The following is a 17,324-nucleotide window of genomic DNA, read 5'->3' as shown; positions in this document are numbered from 1 at the left end:
GAATAAACTTGGCAACCCCTTTTTTGTGTTTTTTCTGACTTTTTTGTTGTTCGATTAATTTTCGATCTAAAAGTGGTAAAAACCGCCCTTTTGTTTACATATTTTTAAACTTATTGGCAAAAAGAGTGACCTTTTCCCAGTTAGTATATTCTACTTCCTTGCTGGTATCGGTTTCTCCGCCTGTCATACTCATTATGAATTTAATCATGGTTCTATCAAACCAGTTGTAACGAGGGTAATAGAGCGCACCAGCAAACACACCAATTAACTCGGGTTGCCAAGAAGATTTCTTGAGAAACGTTTTTATATAAGCACTGCCTTCTGGCGTATCTTTGCCTTGGTCTTCTTTTCTGGCGGTCAGGTTCACACAAAAAAAAGCAGCTCTACTCGATTGCAAAGCCCGTAGGTTGCTCTCGATAAATTGGTATAGCTTCTTATTAAGATGCCCATATCTTATCGATGCTCCTACTAGTACTCGCTCATACTGTTCAAAGTCGACACGTTCTGTCGTATGAAGGTCAACAAAGTCACATTCGTAGTCTGAGAGTTGCTCTCTTATATGATGAAAGATTTTTTTGGTTTGACCTTCACGAGTTGAGTAAAGGAATAATGCTTTGGCCACACTCTCTCCTTAGCTACGCCAGAAAGTAGGCGTAAGTAATATTAATAGGGTGAAGATTTCTAAACGTCCAAATAGCATAGAGACGATCAGCACCCATTTGGCTTTATCATTCACATCTCCAAAGTGGAGCGCGACTTCTCCAAGGCCAGGACCTAAGTTGTTCAATGTCGCAGCGACTGCGGAGAATGCACTTAACTCGTCCATACCTGTCGCAATCAGCCCTAACATGCAGACGACAAACACTAGCGCGTATGCAGAGAAGAATCCCCATACAGCATCAACGACTCTTTGTGGCAGAGCGCTACCGCCGACCTTGATGGTATAGACTGCACGAGGATGGACAAGACGTTTTAGCTCGCGAACCCCTTGGAGTGTTAGCAAAAGGATACGAATAACTTTCATGCCGCCGCCCGTAGAGCCCGCACAACCACCAATAAATGACGAAAAAAGAAGTAGTACCGGCAAAAATAGCGGCCAATCCGCAAATCCTGTTGTTGTAAATCCAGCCGTGGTTGAAATAGAGACTGTCTGAAACAAGGCCTGATCAAACACATCATATATAGAGTCATAGGTGTGATGGTTCAATAAGATCAAGAAACACACAACAAACAGCAGTATTTGTATAAAGACAAAAGCTCTGAACTCGGGATCTTTCCAATAGTATTTAGGGTGTACACCACCAGATGCAAACGCTGCAAAGTGGAGTGAATAGTTACACGCAGAGATCAGTAAGAATACGACGGTAATCATATTGATCGCATAGCTATTGAAGTGACCCATACTGGCGTCATGAGTAGAAAAACCACCAATCGCAATGGTAGAAAAACTATGGCCTATCGCATCAAATGGTGTCATTCCGGCAAACCAAAATGCCGCTGCACAAGCGATGGTTAAACTCAAATATATGTACCATAGCGCTTTTGCTGTCTCAGCAATTCTTGGTGTCATTTTTGAATCTTTTACTGGGCCTGGAATTTCAGCTCGATACAGCTGCATACCACCGATACCTAGCACAGGTAGAATCGCTACGGCTAATACGATGATACCCATCCCACCAAACCATTGGAGGAACTGACGATAGAATAGGATAGCTTTCGGCAGATCATCTAAGCCAACGATCACGGTGGCACCTGTCGTTGTCAGTGCAGAGAAAGATTCAAAAAAGGCATCTGTTACTGACACATTGGGGTTGTCAGCAATTAAGAATGGAATAGAACCTGCGCTACCAAGTACCGTCCAGAACAAGACGACTATCAGAAAACCATCACGAGCCTTTAATTCGTGTTTATGATGACGATTAGGGAACCAACAAACAGCACCACAAAACAACAGTACGAAAAAAGTTGTGACAAAAGGAACACCTGCACCATCGCGATAGATCAGCGCGACTAACGCAGGAGCGAGCATAGTAATGCTGAAAAGGGCGAGAAGAAGCCCTACGATGCGGATAATTGATCGAAATTGCATGAATAGACTGATGTATGAAGCGTAGCTTCCGACTTCCTGATTATCTTATAATTTGTCCAAAGGCGTTATCTGTACCTTGGCAGCGCTTTTATTAATGATGGTTTGGGTAAAGTCCTTCACCTGACGAACTTCTATCTCGACCAGCATTTTGACCGATTCACTATATTCCGCGCTTACCTCTTGTGCTCCGTATTGCGGGAGAATAGATTGAGCGATCGGCATAAACCCATAGTCTAACTCTAGTAATAGCTCAGTGGTTATTTTTTTCTCAATTGTTTGAAGCAGCTTGAGAGCTTGTTGTACCCCTCCACCATAAGCTTTTACTAATCCGCCTGTACCCAGCTTAATTCCTCCGGAATAACGCGTGACTACTGCGGTTATTTCACCAACGCCAGATCCAGACAATTGAGCCAAGATTGGTTTCCCTGCTGTTCCTGACGGTTCACCATCATCACTAAACCCCCACTTCATCGAATCTTCTGGGCGACCAGCGACAAATCCCCAACAATTATGACGTGCATCAGCATGTTTAGCTTTGATCTGCTCAACGAACGTTTTAGCTGCTTCAATTGAAGGAGTGTGGGCAAGATAAGTGATAAAAACACTTTTCTTTATCTCTTCTTCAAATATGACGGCTTGTTCTGGGATTAAATAGGGTTGGTCATTCATGTCATCAGTTCATTTGAGATCGTCTCGCCAGTTTAGCATGAGAGCAATTTGAACGCCGCCTAAGATATGTCCAAGCGCACAATGTTAAACACTTGTTTAAAAAATGTATTGAATTTAACCAGTGGCGAGTCCAAACTAAAACAACTGGTCTAACCAGAATAAAAATAAAACCACTTTCCTTTATAGCGGCTCACTGAAAGCACACGAGTTATTTGTGCCGACTTTTAGCAGCTATACACGCAATCCAAGATTGTATGTCATGGAGATAGACAATGATTTACCAAGCCAAAAACCTACAGGTAAAGGAATTACAAGACGGAATCGCTGAACTGAGCTTCTGTGCCCCAGCTTCCGTTAACAAGCTCGACCTTGCCACTCTTGAATCACTGGATAAAGCACTAGACGCCTTGTATGCCCACAGTTCTCTAAAAGGCCTGTTACTGACCTCAGATAAAGAGGCATTTATTGTTGGTGCCGATATCACTGAATTTTTAGGTCTATTTGCTAAACCTGAAGCTGAACTCGATCAGTGGCTGCAATTTGCAAACAGCATTTTCAACAAGCTTGAAGATCTACCTGTACCAACGCTATCCGTGCTGAAAGGCCATACTTTGGGTGGTGGATGTGAGTGTGTACTCGCTACCGATATCCGTATTGGTGATAAGACCACCAGCATAGGTTTACCTGAAACAAGACTCGGTATCATGCCTGGTTTTGGTGGTTGTGTTCGTCTTCCTCGCGTTATCGGTGCTGACAGCGCTATGGAAGTGATTACTCAGGGTAAAGCTTGCCGAGCAGACGAAGCACTAAAAATAGGCTTGTTAGATGCCATTGTAGAAACTGACTCACTATATGAATCAGCGATTACAACACTTACGCAAGCAATTAATGAAAAGCTAGATTGGAAAGAACGCCGTAAACAAAAAACCTCGGCTCTTTCATTGAGCAAGCTCGAGTCAATGATGAGCTTCACGATGGCAAAAGGGCTAGTCGCACAAAAAGCTGGGCCACATTATCCAGCGCCAATGACAGCGGTGAAGACAATCGAAGAAGGCGCTCGCTTAGCTCGAAATGAAGCTCTGGATGTTGAACGCCGCTACTTTGTTAAGCTGGCTAAGTCTGAAGAAGCAAAATCTCTGGTCGGGCTATTCCTCAACGATCAGTATATTAAAGGTATCGCGAAAAAAGCCGCTAAGTCAGCCAACAAAGATACCCAACGCGCGGCAGTGCTTGGGGCTGGCATCATGGGTGGTGGTATCGCTTATCAATCAGCGTTGAAAGGCGTGCCTGTCTTAATGAAAGATATCGCTCAACCATCACTCGACCTAGGTATGAATGAAGCCTCTAAGCTATTGAATAAGAGTCTTTCACGTGGCCGCATCGATGGTTTCAAAATGGCGGGAATTCTTGCTTCAATCACGCCAAGCCTACATTACGCAGGGATCGAAAACTCGGATGTTATTGTTGAAGCGGTAGTCGAAAACCCTAAAGTGAAAGCGGCGGTGCTCAGTGAGGTGGAATCTTACGTCAACGATGACACGGTTATCACGTCAAACACTTCGACAATTCCAATCAATCTATTAGCGAAATCATTAAAACGTCCAGAAAACTTCTGTGGTATGCACTTCTTTAACCCTGTGCACAGAATGCCACTGGTTGAGATCATTCGCGGTGAGCACACCTCAGATGAAACCATCAACCGTGTCGTTGCTTACGCTGCGAAGATGGGTAAATCTCCAATTGTTGTTAATGACTGTCCAGGGTTCTTTGTAAACCGTGTTCTATTCCCATACTTTGGAGGCTTCAGCAAACTTCTTAGTGACGGTGCAGACTTCACTAAAATCGATAAGATCATGGAACGTCAGTTTGGCTGGCCAATGGGTCCAGCATACCTGCTGGATGTTGTTGGTATTGATACCGCTCATCACGCTCAAGCTGTTATGGCTCAAGGTTTCCCAGAGCGAATGGGCAAAAACGAACGTGATGCTATTGATGCACTGTTCGAAGCAGATAAATACGGTCAGAAGAACGGCAATGGTTTCTACAGCTACAGTGTAGATAAACGCGGTAAGCCAAAGAAAACCTTTAGTGAAGATATCTTGCCAGTGCTTGCTGACGTGTGCAGCGCGCCAAATGAGTTCGATGACCAGACCATTGTTGAACGTATGATGGTACCTATGATCAATGAAGTTGTTCTGTGTTTACAAGAAAACATCATTGCTTCACCACAAGAAGCCGATATGGCTTTAGTTTACGGACTAGGCTTCCCTCCTTTCCGTGGCGGTGTATTCCGCTACCTAGACAGCATCGGCATTGCTGAGTTTGTCGAAATGACCAAGAAGTACGCTGATCTAGGTGCAATGTATCAAGCTCCTCAGTTACTTATCGATATGGCAGCTAAGGGTGAAACTTTCTACGGCACTCAACAGCAAGGTTCAATCTAAGGAGAGATTCTCAAATGTCTATGCATAAAAGAAATGTTGTAATTGTAGATTGTCTACGTACTCCAATGGGTCGCTCTAAAGGTGGTGCTTTCCGTCATACTCGAGCTGAAGATCTCTCTGCACATCTAATGAAAGGGATTTTGGCGCGCAACCCTCAGGTCAATCCGAGCGAGATTGAAGATATTTACTGGGGTTGTGTACAACAAACTCTGGAGCAAGGTTTCAACGTTGCACGTAACGCCGCTCTGCTAGCTGGGTTGCCGATTGAAATTGGTGCAGTCACTGTCAACCGCTTATGTGGTTCATCAATGCAAGCTTTGCACGATGGCGCGCGCGCTATCATGACGGGTGATGCCGAAATCTGCCTAATTGGTGGTGTGGAACATATGGGTCACGTACCAATGAACCACGGCGTTGACTTCCACCCAGGCATGTCTAAAAACGTCGCTAAAGCCGCTGGTATGATGGGTTTAACAGCTGAAATGCTTGGTAAACTTCATGGCATTAGCCGAGAGCAGCAAGACGAGTTTGCAGCGCGTTCACATGCTCGTGCACACGCAGCAACCCTAGAAGGCCGTTTTAAGAATGAAATTCTACCAACTGAGGGACATGCCGCTGATGGCACTCTGTTTACTCTCGATCATGACGAGGTGATTCGTCCTGAAACATCGGTAGAAGGTCTATCTCAACTTCGCCCTGTCTTTGATCCAGCCAACGGCACTGTGACCGCTGGTACTTCTTCTGCTCTATCAGATGGCGCTTCAGCAATGCTGATCATGAGCGAAGAGAAAGCGAACGAGTTAGGCTTAACTATCCGTGCTCGCATTAAAGGTATGGCGATTGCAGGTTGCGATCCTTCGATTATGGGATACGGTCCTGTCCCTGCGACTCATAAAGCTCTCAAACGAGCAGGCTTAACGATTGAAGATATGGATGTCGTGGAACTGAACGAAGCGTTTGCGGCTCAGTCTCTTCCATGTGCGAAAGATCTCGGCTTGCTTGATGTCATGGATGAAAAAGTAAACCTTAACGGCGGTGCTATTGCACTTGGTCACCCACTAGGCTGTTCTGGCGCGCGTATTTCAACGACTCTGATCAACCTAATGGAAGCTAAAGACGCTAAGTATGGTCTAGCAACTATGTGTATCGGTCTTGGTCAAGGTATCGCTACTGTATTTGAGCGTCCGTAACATCAACCGAAAAGATCAAAAACGCCAGCGGAAGCTGGCGTTTTTTTATTTGATCAATACTTCAACCAATCTTGGTGCAATTGGTTCGATGATCCTAAGTAATCGATCATCCATTGGATCAGCTTATGGTTATCATCTTTACGCCATACAAGGCAGCACTGACTCAGTGGCTTTTCATCAGGCAATGTCTTCTCCACCAGCACACCTTCGTGGATCAACGGCATGGCAATATGACGAGGCATATAACCCACTCCGACTCCATTTTTTAAACATTCGATAGCACTGTACCAGTTAGGTAACAATAAGCGACGCTGTTTAGGATAATGCCCAGTATGACGTTTAGGTAACACGCTCGAAGTATCATCAAGACAAATTGCAGGGAACTGACTAACAAACTCTTCTGATAAGTATTGTTCCCTCACACAAGGATGGGCTGGAGACATAACAAACGCCCAGTCAAGCACCCCCATGTCTCTAACCTCAAAATCACCACCAACTGGTATCGCAGATGTCGCACCAATCACAATGTCTGCTCGCTCTTGGGCTATTGCCTCCCATGAACCATTAAACACTTCCATGTTGATTTGCAGTTCGGCAAATTCGAACTCTTGGTAAAAGCTTTCGACGAGCGGCTTCAGCTTATCGAGTTTGACTACGTTGTCTAAGGTTAACTTGAGTGTTGACTGCCAACCATGAGCAACTCGACGCGTTTGAGACTGAATCTCCGCCATCTGTCTAAGAAGCATACGCGCCTCAGCGATAAAGAGCTCTCCCGCAGGCGTGAGCTCTACTTTTCTCGGTAAACGACGGAACAGAACAACATCTAACTCTTGCTCTACTTGGCGAACGCCATAACTAATCGCCGAAGGCACTTTATGCAGCACTTCTGCGGCAGCCGTAAAACTACCAAGACGGGCAACGGTATCCAGCATCTCCAATGATGACTTTGAGTACATAACACTCAACCTTTCAAATTTTTTGATTGATAACTAACAATTTTAGCGTTTTATTTCCTTTAAATCGAAAAATAGAATAGCAAGGCATAAAAATCAGGGTTGGCGCCAACTGATACTGAGCAATTAATGATTAAATAATTTGATTGGAAAAATCATGACTATTTCAAAACTACAATTATTCTACCTTGCAGCCCTATCTATGCTTGGCTTTGTCGCTACTGATATGTACTTGCCTGCTTTCAAAACAATGGAAGCAGACTTTGCTACTGGCCCTGAACAGATCGCGCTCTCTTTAACTGTCTTCCTTTCTGGTATGGCTATCGGCCAGCTTTTATGGGGCCTGGCTTCTGACAAATTTGGCCACCGCAATACACTCGCAGCTGGTCTGGTCATCTTTACTCTAGCCTCACTAGGTTTAGCATTTAGCGATCAAGTATGGCAATTACTGACCTTACGCTTTGTACAGGCTATTGGTGTTTGTGCTCCTGCTGTTATCTGGCAGGCAATGGTTATCAAGCGTTACTCAAGCAGTAGCCAACAAATTTTTGCCACAATCATGCCTTTGGTTGCGTTGTCTCCTGCTCTGGCTCCACAGCTAGGCGTCCTACTCGCAGATAGCTTTGGCTGGCATAGCATTTTCTTCACTCTGACGGCGGTCGGTGTTGTTCTGGTAGCAGCGACAATGATGCAGCGCAACGAGCAAGTTGAAGCTAAGCAAACCAGCGTATCTAGCGATATCAAAGCGCTACTCGGCTCAAAAACTTATCTGGGTAACGTTTTTATGTTTGCGACGGCTTCTGCGGCATTCTTTGCTTACCTGACAGGTATGCCAGAAATCATGGCTCAGCTAGGGTACGAAGCCAAAGATATTGGTCTGAGCTTTATTCCGCAAACCATCGCCTTTATGGCTGGTGGCTATCTTGGCAAAGTAGGTGTGAAAAAATTTGGTGATGAGAAAGTGCTACGCCAGTTAATCGGCTTGTTTAGCGTTGCCTCACTACTGATCTTTATTGCCTCACAATGGCAACTCAGTTCAATATGGCCAATTCTGGCACCATTCTGTTTGATCGCTGTCGCGAATGGTGCACTTTACCCAATCGTAGTCAATCGAGCGCTAGCCAGTGCACAGCAAAGCCCAGCAACAGCGGCTGGTCTACAGAATAGTGTGCAAATATGCGTTAGTAGCTTGTCGAGTGCCTTAGTTGCGGCGATGGCGAGTCAGGCCCAGTTTGTAACTGGCATTGCGATCATCATCTGTATGGGTGGTCTATGGGCTGGCTACATCATTTCTAACCGAGAACTCTCGCAGCATTTTACTACTCCCGATAATGCTCGAGTTGTGAGTGACGAGTAATCAATAACAAAAAAAGAGCCGCTTCACTAAGCGGCTCTTTTTTATAGTAAGTAGTTACAAACTTTTAAGGCCCCACTTTTCAGCAGTGCGCTTGAAGAAACCTTGTGTTTTCTTTAGCTCTACCCAGTGGTTAATGTAATTAATCCACACCTGGTCATTTTGAGGGAGTAGCATTGCGATTGGCGTCGGTTTACGTGGTTCTTTGACTGGTACGATCGCTAACTGTTGGAATTTTTCCACCAAGGTTGCCGCTTCCACATTTGAAGTTACAGAGACATCGGCTCTACGTGCCAATAACTCCTGAAAATCCCTTGCAGGTGCTTCGATGACAATATGCTGCGCAGTTGGAAAGAACTCTTTGACCATCTTCTCTTGTACTGTGCCCAAGGTCGCCGCCACTTTCACGTCCGCTTTGTCAAAATCACTCCAATCAGAAAATTTCTCTAAATCTTTTTTCTGCACGACAGGAACAAAAGCTAGATAAAAATATGGCTGACTGTAACCAGCGACTTTAGCTCGCGACATATTCAGAGAGGCACTCCCCGTAATATCATATTTATTGGCTGTAATACCGTTGACTAAGGTCTTCCAATCCGTGGCCACATACTCTATTTCCACGCCCAAATCTTTAGCCAGTTCTGTCGTTACGTCGATATCAAATCCTCGATAACTGTTGGTCGCAGGATCTTTCATCGTCATTGGATTCCAATCGCCTGTGGTGCCGACCCGTAAAATCCCCTTATCAAGGATTTCCTGCAATCGACTTATTTCCGCCATAGCCTGACCAACAGACAATAAGCACATTCCAAGTGCTAAGATGTATTTCTTCATTATATTAATCCCTAAGTTTATTAAGCTTAACGTCGGTTCATTTGATAACATAGCAGCTACAAAGGAATATTATTAGTCAATACAAGGTGTAATGTGACTTCTCGTTATTTATCGATTGTTTCCGCTCTACTCCTAACCGGCTGCTCAGACTATCAATGGGGCTGGTATGTATTGGATCCAACAACGTCACAAGGTCAAACGAACCTCAAGTTTCTCGTCGCTGGATTTAGCGATACGATTCAGGTTTCGTTGCTCAGTATGTTACTGGCGATGACCTTAGGCTTTTTAGTTTCATTACCGGCACTCTCTCCACTAAAGCCTCTAAGAATGATCAATCGAGTCTACGTAGAATCGGTTCGCTCGATACCTGTGTTGGTACTGCTACTTTGGGTTTACTATGGAATGCCGACCTTGTTAGATGTCACTTTAAATCACTTCTGGGCCGGTGTTATCGCGCTTACCATTGCGGAAAGCGCATTTATGGCGGAAGTCTTTAGAGGTGGGATTCAAGCGATAAATCGTGGACAACATGAAGCGGCCGAAGCGCTAGGGCTCAACTATTGGCAGAAAATGCGTTTTGTGATTCTTCCTCAAGCTTTTAGGCAAATTCTGCCCCCACTTGGAAATCAGTTCGTTTATATTCTCAAAATGAGTTCACTGGTCAGTGTTATTGGTCTAAGCGATTTAACTCGTCGTGCCAATGAGCTGGTGGTTAATGAGTACTTACCTTTAGAAATCTATACCTTTCTGGTCTTAGAATATTTAGTGCTGATTCTAATTGTTTCACAAGCAGTCCGCTGGTTAGAAAAGCGCATTCAAGTACCAAGTCATTAGTACTTAGACAAATAAAAAAACCGCTAAAAATAGCGGCTTTCATATTGAGTTAGCGGTATTGGTTATTTTTTCTTAACCGGACGTTGCCAACCAGAAATTTTACGTTCTTTAGCTCGAGTGATGACTAATTCACCTTCTGACACATCTTTTGTCAACGTCGTACCAGCACCAATCGTTGCACCATCTGCAATCGTTACAGGCGCCACCAGCTGACAGTCTGAACCCACAAACACATCATTGCCGATAACTGTTTTGAATTTGTTTGCGCCATCGTAGTTACAAGTAATCACACCAGCACCGATATTTGTTCCCTGACCAATTTCAGCATCACCAAGGTACGTAAGGTGATTGGCTTTGGAACCTTCACCAATACGAGCGTTTTTCACTTCAACAAAGTTGCCAACGTGCGCATCATTACGCAGTTCTGCACCTGGGCGCAAACGGGTAAATGGACCCACCGTACACTCTTCACCCACTGTTGCACCTTCAATCACACTGTAAGGACGAACAATGGTGTTGTCGTCGATTTCACAATCTTTAAGGACACAACCCGCACCGATAATGACGTTATCACCCAGTGAGACATTACCTTCGATAATAACGTTAGCATCAATTTCACAATCCATACCACATTGCAGCTCACCACGCAGATCAAATCGTGCTGGGTCACGCAACATAACACCCTGCTCTAACAACTTACGAGCTTGCATAGATTGGAAAGCTCGCTCTAAACGAGCCAACTGTGCACGATCATTCACCCCTTCAACTTCGATAGGGTTTACAGGATGAACAGCTTCAACTGCACGACCTTCATCATGCGCAGCAGCAATAACGTCTGTAAGGTAGTATTCACCCTGAGCGTTGTTATTATTTAGACCGGATAACCAACGCTTAAGATCACCACCAGTTGCTACCATTACACCGGTATTGATCTCTTTAATTAGCTTCTGCTCTTCTGTTGCATCTTTCTGCTCAACAATCGCGACAACAGGACCGTTGCGACGAACAATTCGACCATAACCCATAGGGTTATCAAGCACGACCGTCAAAAGGGCAATACCACCTGTTGGTTGAGCATCAAGCAGACTTTCAATGGTCTCTTCAGAGATCAGAGGTACATCACCGTAAAGAACTAAGATTTTTTCATCATCTTCAAATTGTGGAGAGGCTTGATCAACCGCATGCCCTGTCCCCAATTGCTCAGCTTGTAAGATCCAGTTAACTGACTCGCTTGCAAGCTCAGTCTGCATTTGATCGCCACCATGGCCGTAAACCAAATGAATATTTTGCGCGCCTAAACCGTTACAGGTATCTATAACGTGCTTGACCATAGGCTTACCCGCCAAAGTGTGCAGCACTTTAGGCTTATTAGAATACATGCGAGTACCTTTACCCGCTGCGAGAATGACCGCGCTAAATTTCATTGAGTTACCTGTTGGACGTTGTTCTAAATCTGAAGGGGTATTTTAGACACTAATCGGTAATTAGTTAATTGATTAGGAAAAATTTACGTTAAAAAATAAGCAAAAAGGCGGCCTTACGACCGCCTTTATCTCTTAAAACAACGTTGTCGATTAACGACGCTGTTTTGTCAGCTCGATAACTCGTAGCTGAGCAATGGCTTTAGCCAGTTCACTGGCCGCTTGAGCGAAGTCCATATCGCCATGCTGGTTCTGGATATTCTCCTCAGCACGACGTTTCGCTTCTTCTGCCTTCGCTGCGTCTAGCTCTTCACCACGGATAGCGGTATCAGCCAGTACAGTCGCTGTACCAGGCTGAACTTCTACCATACCACCAGAAACATAAATGATTTCTTCGTGGCCGTGCTGTTTAACAATACGCACCATACCAGGCTTTATAGCGGTCAGCAGCGGTGTGTGGCCGTGGAAAATACCAAGCTCACCTTCGCTACCGGTCACCTGAAACGTTTCAACTAGGCCAGAGAAGATTTTCTTCTCTGCGCTAACAACGTCTAGGTGAAAGGTTATTGCTGCCATATCGCCTCCTAGTTAGCCTTATAGCTTCTTCGCATTCTCGATAGCATCGTCAATCGTACCGCAGTACATGAACGCTTGCTCTGGAATGTCATCGTAATCACCAGCTAGTAGACCTTTGAAGCCACGTAGAGTCTCTTTAAGAGGTACGTAAACACCTGGGTCGCCAGTAAATACTTCCGCTACGTGGTAAGGCTGAGTTAGGAAACGCTCAATCTTACGTGCACGAGATACAACTTGCTTATCTGATTCAGATAGCTCGTCCATACCTAGAATCGCAATGATATCCTTCAGCTCTTTGTAGCGCTGTAGAGTAGACTGAACGCCACGAGCGATGTCGTAGTGCTCTTGACCAACTACTAGCGGGTCTAGCTGACGAGAAGTCGAATCTAGTGGGTCGATCGCTGGGTATAGACCCATTGCAGCGATGTTACGGTTAAGTACAACCGTTGCATCTAAGTGCGCGAACGTTGTTGCTGGAGACGGGTCAGTCAAGTCATCCGCTGGTACGTATACTGCCTGTACAGACGTGATAGAACCTTGCTTAGTTGACGTGATACGCTCCTGAAGAACACCCATCTCTTCTGCTAGTGTAGGCTGGTAACCTACCGCAGAAGGCATACGGCCTAGAAGTGCTGATACCTCAGTACCTGCTAGCGTGTAACGGTAGATGTTATCAACGAACAGTAGAACGTCACGACCTTCGTCACGGAAACGCTCTGCCATTGTTAGACCAGTCAGTGCAACACGTAGACGGTTGCCTGGTGGCTCGTTCATCTGGCCGTAAACCATCGCTACTTTTGATTCTTCTGGCTTCTCAACGTTTACAACGCCTGCTTCCTGCATTTCGAAGTAGAAGTCGTTACCCTCACGAGTACGCTCACCTACACCTGCGAATACAGATAGACCTGAGTGTTGTAGTGCGATGTTGTTGATAAGTTCCATCATGTTAACGGTCTTACCTACACCAGCACCACCGAATAGACCGATTTTACCACCCTTAGCGAATGGACAAACTAGGTCGATTACTTTAACGCCAGTTTCTAGTAGAGCAGTCTCGTTAGATTGCTCTTCGTAGCTTGGTGCTTCACGGTGAATAGAGTAAGACTCTTCTGCACCGATTTCACCACGCTCGTCAATCGCATCACCAAGTACGTTCATGATACGACCTAGGGTCTTAGTACCTACTGGTACTGAAATTGGAGCGCCAGTGTTTACAACTTCAACTCCACGACGTAAACCATCAGAGCTACCCATAACGATACAACGAACTACGCCACCGCCTAGCTGTTGTTGAACCTCAAGAACTAGACGCTCTTTTGATTCAGTAACGTTTAGAGCGTCATATACACTAGGTACTTCGCTCTGTGGGAACTCTACGTCGACTACCGCACCGATGATCTGTACGATCTTACCTGTAGCCATCGTTAATCCTCTAAACTATTTCGTTTTACCTATGCTTAAACCGCAGCTGCACCACCAACGATTTCAGACAGTTCTTGTGTAATCGCAGCCTGACGGGCTTTGTTGTACACAAGTTCTAAGTCTTCAATCAGGTTTGTTGCATTATCGGTTGCAGCCTTCATTGCAATCATTCGAGCCGCTTGCTCACAAGCAAGGTTCTCAACAACACCTTGGTATACCTGAGACTCTACGTAACGCACTAGAAGTGTATCTAGTAGAGGTTTTGGTTCAGGCTCATAGATGTAGTCCCATGAATGCTCACGCTGCATCTCTTTGCTGTCTGATTTAGGCAAAGGTAGCAATTGATCGATCGTTGGTTGTTGAACCATGGTGTTCACAAACTTGTTGAAAACAACATACAGACGGTCCAATTCACCTTCATCGTATTTCTTTAGCATTACGCTTACAGAACCGATTAAGTCTTCTAGGCTAGGTTGATCACCTAGGCCTGAAACTTGAGCAGCTACTTTAGCGCCACTGTTGTTGAAAAAGGATGTCGCTTTAGAACCAACAAGTGCTAGTTCAACTTCAGCACCTTTCTCTTTCCAAGCCTGCATATCGGTGATTGCTTTCTTGAACACGTTAATGTTCAAACCACCACACAGGCCACGGTCTGTAGAAACGATGATGTAACCAACTCGCTTCGCTTCGCGCTCTTCTAGGTACGGATGACGGTACTCTAGATTCGCGTTTGCTACGTGACCGATCACTTTACGCATTGTTTCAGCGTATGGACGAGAAGCTTCCATTGCGTCTTGACAACGACGCATTTTTGAAGCTGCTACCATTTCCATCGCTTTCGTAATTTTCTGCGTGCTTTTAACACTACCGATTTTATTACGTATCTCTTTTGCGCCGGCCATCGTTACTCTCCATTAGTTGGTGGCAGAGACTGCCACCGACCTATTACCAAGTTTGGGTTGCTACGAAGTCATCAGTCAGCTTCTTAAGCTGCGCTTCAACTTCATCGTTGTATGCACCCGTCTTGTCGATCTCAGCTGCGAAATCAGCGTATTGACCGCGAGCGTACGATAGTAGAGCCGATTCGAAATCTAGCAGTTTACTTAGTTCAACATCTGCTAAATAGCCACGCTCTGCAGCGAAGATTACTAGCGCTTGGTCAAATACAGACATTGGAGCGTACTGCTTCTGCTTCATTAGTTCTGTAACTTTTTGACCGTGGTCTAGCTGTTTCTTCGTAGCTTCATCAAGGTCAGAAGAGAACTGAGCAAACGCTGCTAGTTCACGGTACTGAGCTAGTGCAGTACGGATACCGCCTGATAGCTTCTTGATGATTTTCGTCTGCGCTGAACCACCTACACGAGATACTGAGATACCTGGGTCAACAGCTGGACGTACACCTGCGTTGAATAGCTCAGTTTGTAGGAAGATCTGACCATCGGTAATCGAGATTACGTTAGTCGGTACGAATGCTGAAACGTCACCTGCTTGAGTTTCAATGATTGGTAGAGCAGTTAGAGAACCAGTCTTACCTTTCACTTCACCGTTAGTGAAACGCTCTACATACTCTTCGCTTACGCGAGCTGCACGCTCTAGTAGACGCGAGTGTAAGTAGAATACGTCACCTGGGAATGCCTCACGGCCTGGTGGACGTTTTAGTAGTAGAGAGATCTGACGGTAAGCTACCGCTTGCTTAGATAGATCATCATAAACAATCAGTGCATCTTCACCGCGATCGCGGAAGTATTCACCCATCGCACAACCTGCGTATGGCGCTAGGTATTGTAGCGCAGCAGATTCAGAAGCAGATGCAACAACAACGATAGTGTTAGCTAGCGCGCCGTGCTCTTCCAGTTTGCGAACCACGTTAGCAATAGTCGATGCTTTCTGACCGATTGCTACGTAGATTGAGAAAATACCAGAGTTTTTCTGGTTAATAATCGCATCGATCGCCATCGCTGTTTTACCAGTCTGACGGTCACCGATTACTAGCTCACGCTGACCACGACCGATTGGGATCATTGAGTCAACAGATTTGTAACCAGTTTGCACAGGTTGGTCTACCGATTTACGGTCGATTACACCTGGTGCGATTACTTCTACAGGTGAAGACAGTTTCGCTTCGATTGGACCTTTACCATCAATTGGCTCACCTAGCGTGTTTACAACACGACCAAGCAATTCAGGACCAACTGGTACTTCAAGAATACGACCAGTACCTGTAACTTTCATGCCTTCCTTAAGGTCAGCATATGGACCCATTACTACCGCACCAACCGAGTCACGCTCAAGGTTAAGTGCTAGTGCATAACGGCCACCCGGTAATTCAATCATTTCACCTTGCATCACGTCCGCTAGGCCGTGAATGCGGATGATACCATCGCTTACCGATACGATAGTACCTTCGTTGCGAGCTTCACTAACAACATCGAATGACTCGATACGTTGTTTGATTAGATCGCTAATTTCCGTGGAATTAAGTTGCATGCTCCAATCCCCATTAAGACTGCAATGCATCGCTCAGGCGGTTCAAACGACCACGCGCTGAATTATCGATGACTAAGTCTCCGGCTCGAATTATAACCCCACCAAGTAGGGTCTCATCTACACTGCAATTCAGCTTTACTTTGCGCTCAAGGCGCTGCTCAAGTTTGCTGCTGATATTTGCAAGTTGTTCATCAGAAAGTTCAGATGCAGAAATCACTTCCACATCAATTTCCTTCTCATGCTCTTTTTTAAGAGCAATAAACTGCTTACATACATCAGGAAGGGCCGCTAGACGACCATTCTCAGCCATTACCTTCAGAAGGTTCTGACCATGCGCATCAACTTGTTCGCCGCAAACTGCAACAAATATTTCAGCAAGTTTGTCTGCTGAAACAGAACCCGTTAAGAGCTCTTTCATTTGTTCGTTCTTAGCGACTTCAGCAGCAAAAGACAACATTTGACCCCATTGGTCTAGTTGGCCTTTATCTACAGCAAAGTCGAAGGCTGCTTTAGCATAGGGGCGTGCGATTGTAGTCAAATCAGACATATGCGCCCCCAGACTTAAAGTTTTGCAGTAATGTTGTCGAGAATATCTTTTTGCGCATCTTTATCGATAGCACGCTCAAGGATTTTCTCAGCACCAGCTACAGCCAGAGTTGCAACTTGTTTGCGCAGTTCATCACGCGCACGGTTGCGTTCGGCTTCAAGTTCAGCTTCTGCTTGAGTAAGGATTTTCTGACGTTCAGTCTGAGCTTCCTCACGAGCTTCATCTAGAATTTGAGCTTTACGCTTGTTCGCTTGCTCGATGATCTCAGTTGCTGTGCGCTTCGCTTCTTTCAACTGCTCAGAAGCGTTTGCTTGTGCTAGATCCAAGTCTTTAGCAGCACGTTCAGCTGCTTGTAGACCGTCAGCGATTTTCTTCTGACGTTCTTCAATCGCTTGCATCAATGGTGGCCATACATACTTCATGCAGAACCACACAAATAGTGCAAACGAGATTGCTTGACCTAGCAGAGTTGCGTTCATATTCACAACAGCTACCCCTTCTATT

At 45.3% G+C, this 17,324-nt stretch carries 16 protein-coding genes; 4 read left to right on the top strand and 12 right to left on the bottom strand.

What is annotated here, in order from left to right:
* Positions 1-94: 94 nt before the first annotated feature.
* From hemG to ACQEXP_RS15965, 3 genes are read right to left on the bottom strand one after another with little or no spacing between them, the layout of a single operon-like run.
* Positions 95-622, bottom strand: a complete 528-nt coding sequence (hemG, locus tag ACQEXP_RS15975) for a menaquinone-dependent protoporphyrinogen IX dehydrogenase (RefSeq protein WP_426970906.1) — start codon at positions 620-622, stop codon at positions 95-97.
* Between the two features lie 9 nt (positions 623-631).
* Positions 632-2,089 carry a TrkH family potassium uptake protein gene (locus ACQEXP_RS15970; RefSeq protein WP_331417304.1) on the bottom strand — a complete coding sequence of 486 codons (1,458 nt, stop codon included), beginning with the start codon at positions 2,087-2,089 and terminating at the stop codon, positions 632-634.
* Positions 2,090-2,134: 45 nt separating this feature from the next.
* Positions 2,135-2,758, bottom strand: coding sequence for a YigZ family protein (locus ACQEXP_RS15965; RefSeq protein ID WP_426970905.1), 624 nt, complete (start codon positions 2,756-2,758; stop codon positions 2,135-2,137).
* Between the two features lie 272 nt (positions 2,759-3,030).
* Between ACQEXP_RS15965 and fadB the strand changes: the two genes are divergently transcribed.
* Both fadB and fadA read left to right on the top strand, forming a co-directional pair.
* Complete coding sequence (gene fadB / locus ACQEXP_RS15960) at positions 3,031-5,202, top strand: fatty acid oxidation complex subunit alpha FadB (protein ID WP_426970904.1); 2,172 nt, start codon at positions 3,031-3,033, stop codon at positions 5,200-5,202.
* A 14-nt stretch (positions 5,203-5,216) separates the two neighbouring features.
* Complete coding sequence (gene fadA / locus ACQEXP_RS15955) at positions 5,217-6,392, top strand: acetyl-CoA C-acyltransferase FadA (protein ID WP_138972885.1); 1,176 nt, start codon at positions 5,217-5,219, stop codon at positions 6,390-6,392.
* 53 nt (positions 6,393-6,445) lie between these two features.
* On the opposite strand, the gene punR is transcribed toward fadA, so the two are convergent.
* Entirely contained in the window at positions 6,446-7,348 is a 903-nt protein-coding gene (gene punR, locus ACQEXP_RS15950) for a DNA-binding transcriptional activator PunR (RefSeq protein WP_269378240.1), read from the bottom strand.
* Between the two features lie 154 nt (positions 7,349-7,502).
* On the opposite strand from punR, the gene punC reads away from it, so the two are divergent.
* Positions 7,503-8,702, top strand: a complete 1,200-nt coding sequence (gene punC, locus ACQEXP_RS15945) for a purine nucleoside transporter PunC (protein WP_426970903.1) — start codon at positions 7,503-7,505, stop codon at positions 8,700-8,702.
* Positions 8,703-8,756: 54 nt separating this feature from the next.
* Here the strand turns inward: punC and ACQEXP_RS15940 are convergent, their stop codons facing one another.
* Positions 8,757-9,533, bottom strand: coding sequence for a transporter substrate-binding domain-containing protein (locus ACQEXP_RS15940; protein ID WP_426970902.1), 777 nt, complete (start codon positions 9,531-9,533; stop codon positions 8,757-8,759).
* A gap of 93 nt (positions 9,534-9,626) precedes the next feature.
* Here ACQEXP_RS15940 and ACQEXP_RS15935 point away from each other — a divergent pair, with 93 nt between their 5' ends.
* On the top strand, positions 9,627-10,367 hold the full coding sequence (locus ACQEXP_RS15935; protein ID WP_269378245.1) for an amino acid ABC transporter permease: 741 nt from the start codon (positions 9,627-9,629) through the stop codon (positions 10,365-10,367).
* A gap of 62 nt (positions 10,368-10,429) precedes the next feature.
* On the opposite strand, the gene glmU is transcribed toward ACQEXP_RS15935, so the two are convergent.
* From glmU to atpF, 7 genes are all read right to left on the bottom strand, one after another.
* Complete coding sequence (gene glmU / locus ACQEXP_RS15930; protein WP_269378246.1) at positions 10,430-11,791, bottom strand: bifunctional UDP-N-acetylglucosamine diphosphorylase/glucosamine-1-phosphate N-acetyltransferase GlmU; 1,362 nt, start codon at positions 11,789-11,791, stop codon at positions 10,430-10,432.
* Positions 11,792-11,941: 150 nt separating this feature from the next.
* Positions 11,942-12,364 (bottom strand): F0F1 ATP synthase subunit epsilon, encoded by a 423-nt coding sequence (locus ACQEXP_RS15925; protein WP_006879261.1) that lies wholly within the window; start codon positions 12,362-12,364, stop codon positions 11,942-11,944.
* A gap of 18 nt (positions 12,365-12,382) precedes the next feature.
* Entirely contained in the window at positions 12,383-13,786 is a 1,404-nt protein-coding gene (gene atpD / locus ACQEXP_RS15920) for a F0F1 ATP synthase subunit beta (protein WP_269378248.1), read from the bottom strand.
* Between the two features lie 35 nt (positions 13,787-13,821).
* Positions 13,822-14,688 carry a F0F1 ATP synthase subunit gamma gene (gene atpG, locus ACQEXP_RS15915; protein ID WP_269378249.1) on the bottom strand — a complete coding sequence of 289 codons (867 nt, stop codon included), beginning with the start codon at positions 14,686-14,688 and terminating at the stop codon, positions 13,822-13,824.
* Positions 14,689-14,731: 43 nt separating this feature from the next.
* On the bottom strand, positions 14,732-16,273 hold the full coding sequence (atpA, locus tag ACQEXP_RS15910; RefSeq protein WP_269378251.1) for a F0F1 ATP synthase subunit alpha: 1,542 nt from the start codon (positions 16,271-16,273) through the stop codon (positions 14,732-14,734).
* A 13-nt stretch (positions 16,274-16,286) separates the two neighbouring features.
* On the bottom strand, positions 16,287-16,820 hold the full coding sequence (atpH, locus tag ACQEXP_RS15905) for a F0F1 ATP synthase subunit delta (RefSeq protein WP_269378252.1): 534 nt from the start codon (positions 16,818-16,820) through the stop codon (positions 16,287-16,289).
* Positions 16,821-16,834: 14 nt separating this feature from the next.
* Complete coding sequence (gene atpF, locus ACQEXP_RS15900) at positions 16,835-17,305, bottom strand: F0F1 ATP synthase subunit B (protein WP_269378253.1); 471 nt, start codon at positions 17,303-17,305, stop codon at positions 16,835-16,837.
* Between the last annotated feature and the right edge of the window lie 19 nt (positions 17,306-17,324).

Source organism: Vibrio sp. TRT 1302 (genome assembly GCF_050113875.1).
Taxonomy (GTDB): Bacteria; Pseudomonadota; Gammaproteobacteria; order Enterobacterales; family Vibrionaceae; genus Vibrio.
Note: the sequence above shows the minus strand (reverse complement) of the source record. Positions and strands in the feature narration are given on the sequence as shown.

Excerpts from the sequence above, each read along its gene's own strand:
- ACQEXP_RS15970 (WP_331417304.1), bottom strand. The coding sequence starts at position 2,089 with ATGCAATTTCGATCAATTATCCGCATCGTAGGGCTTCTTCTCGCCCTT.
- ACQEXP_RS15965 (WP_426970905.1), bottom strand. The coding sequence starts at position 2,758 with ATGAATGACCAACCCTATTTAATCCCAGAACAAGCCGTCATATTTGAA.
- fadB (WP_426970904.1), top strand. The coding sequence starts at position 3,031 with ATGATTTACCAAGCCAAAAACCTACAGGTAAAGGAATTACAAGACGGA.
- fadA (WP_138972885.1), top strand. The coding sequence starts at position 5,217 with ATGTCTATGCATAAAAGAAATGTTGTAATTGTAGATTGTCTACGTACT.
- punR (WP_269378240.1), bottom strand. The coding sequence starts at position 7,348 with ATGTACTCAAAGTCATCATTGGAGATGCTGGATACCGTTGCCCGTCTT.
- punC (WP_426970903.1), top strand. The coding sequence starts at position 7,503 with ATGACTATTTCAAAACTACAATTATTCTACCTTGCAGCCCTATCTATG.
- ACQEXP_RS15940 (WP_426970902.1), bottom strand. The coding sequence starts at position 9,533 with ATGAAGAAATACATCTTAGCACTTGGAATGTGCTTATTGTCTGTTGGT.
- glmU (WP_269378246.1), bottom strand. The coding sequence starts at position 11,791 with ATGAAATTTAGCGCGGTCATTCTCGCAGCGGGTAAAGGTACTCGCATG.
- ACQEXP_RS15925 (WP_006879261.1), bottom strand. The coding sequence starts at position 12,364 with ATGGCAGCAATAACCTTTCACCTAGACGTTGTTAGCGCAGAGAAGAAA.
- atpD (WP_269378248.1), bottom strand. The coding sequence starts at position 13,786 with ATGGCTACAGGTAAGATCGTACAGATCATCGGTGCGGTAGTCGACGTA.
- atpG (WP_269378249.1), bottom strand. The coding sequence starts at position 14,688 with ATGGCCGGCGCAAAAGAGATACGTAATAAAATCGGTAGTGTTAAAAGC.
- atpA (WP_269378251.1), bottom strand. The coding sequence starts at position 16,273 with ATGCAACTTAATTCCACGGAAATTAGCGATCTAATCAAACAACGTATC.
- atpH (WP_269378252.1), bottom strand. The coding sequence starts at position 16,820 with ATGTCTGATTTGACTACAATCGCACGCCCCTATGCTAAAGCAGCCTTC.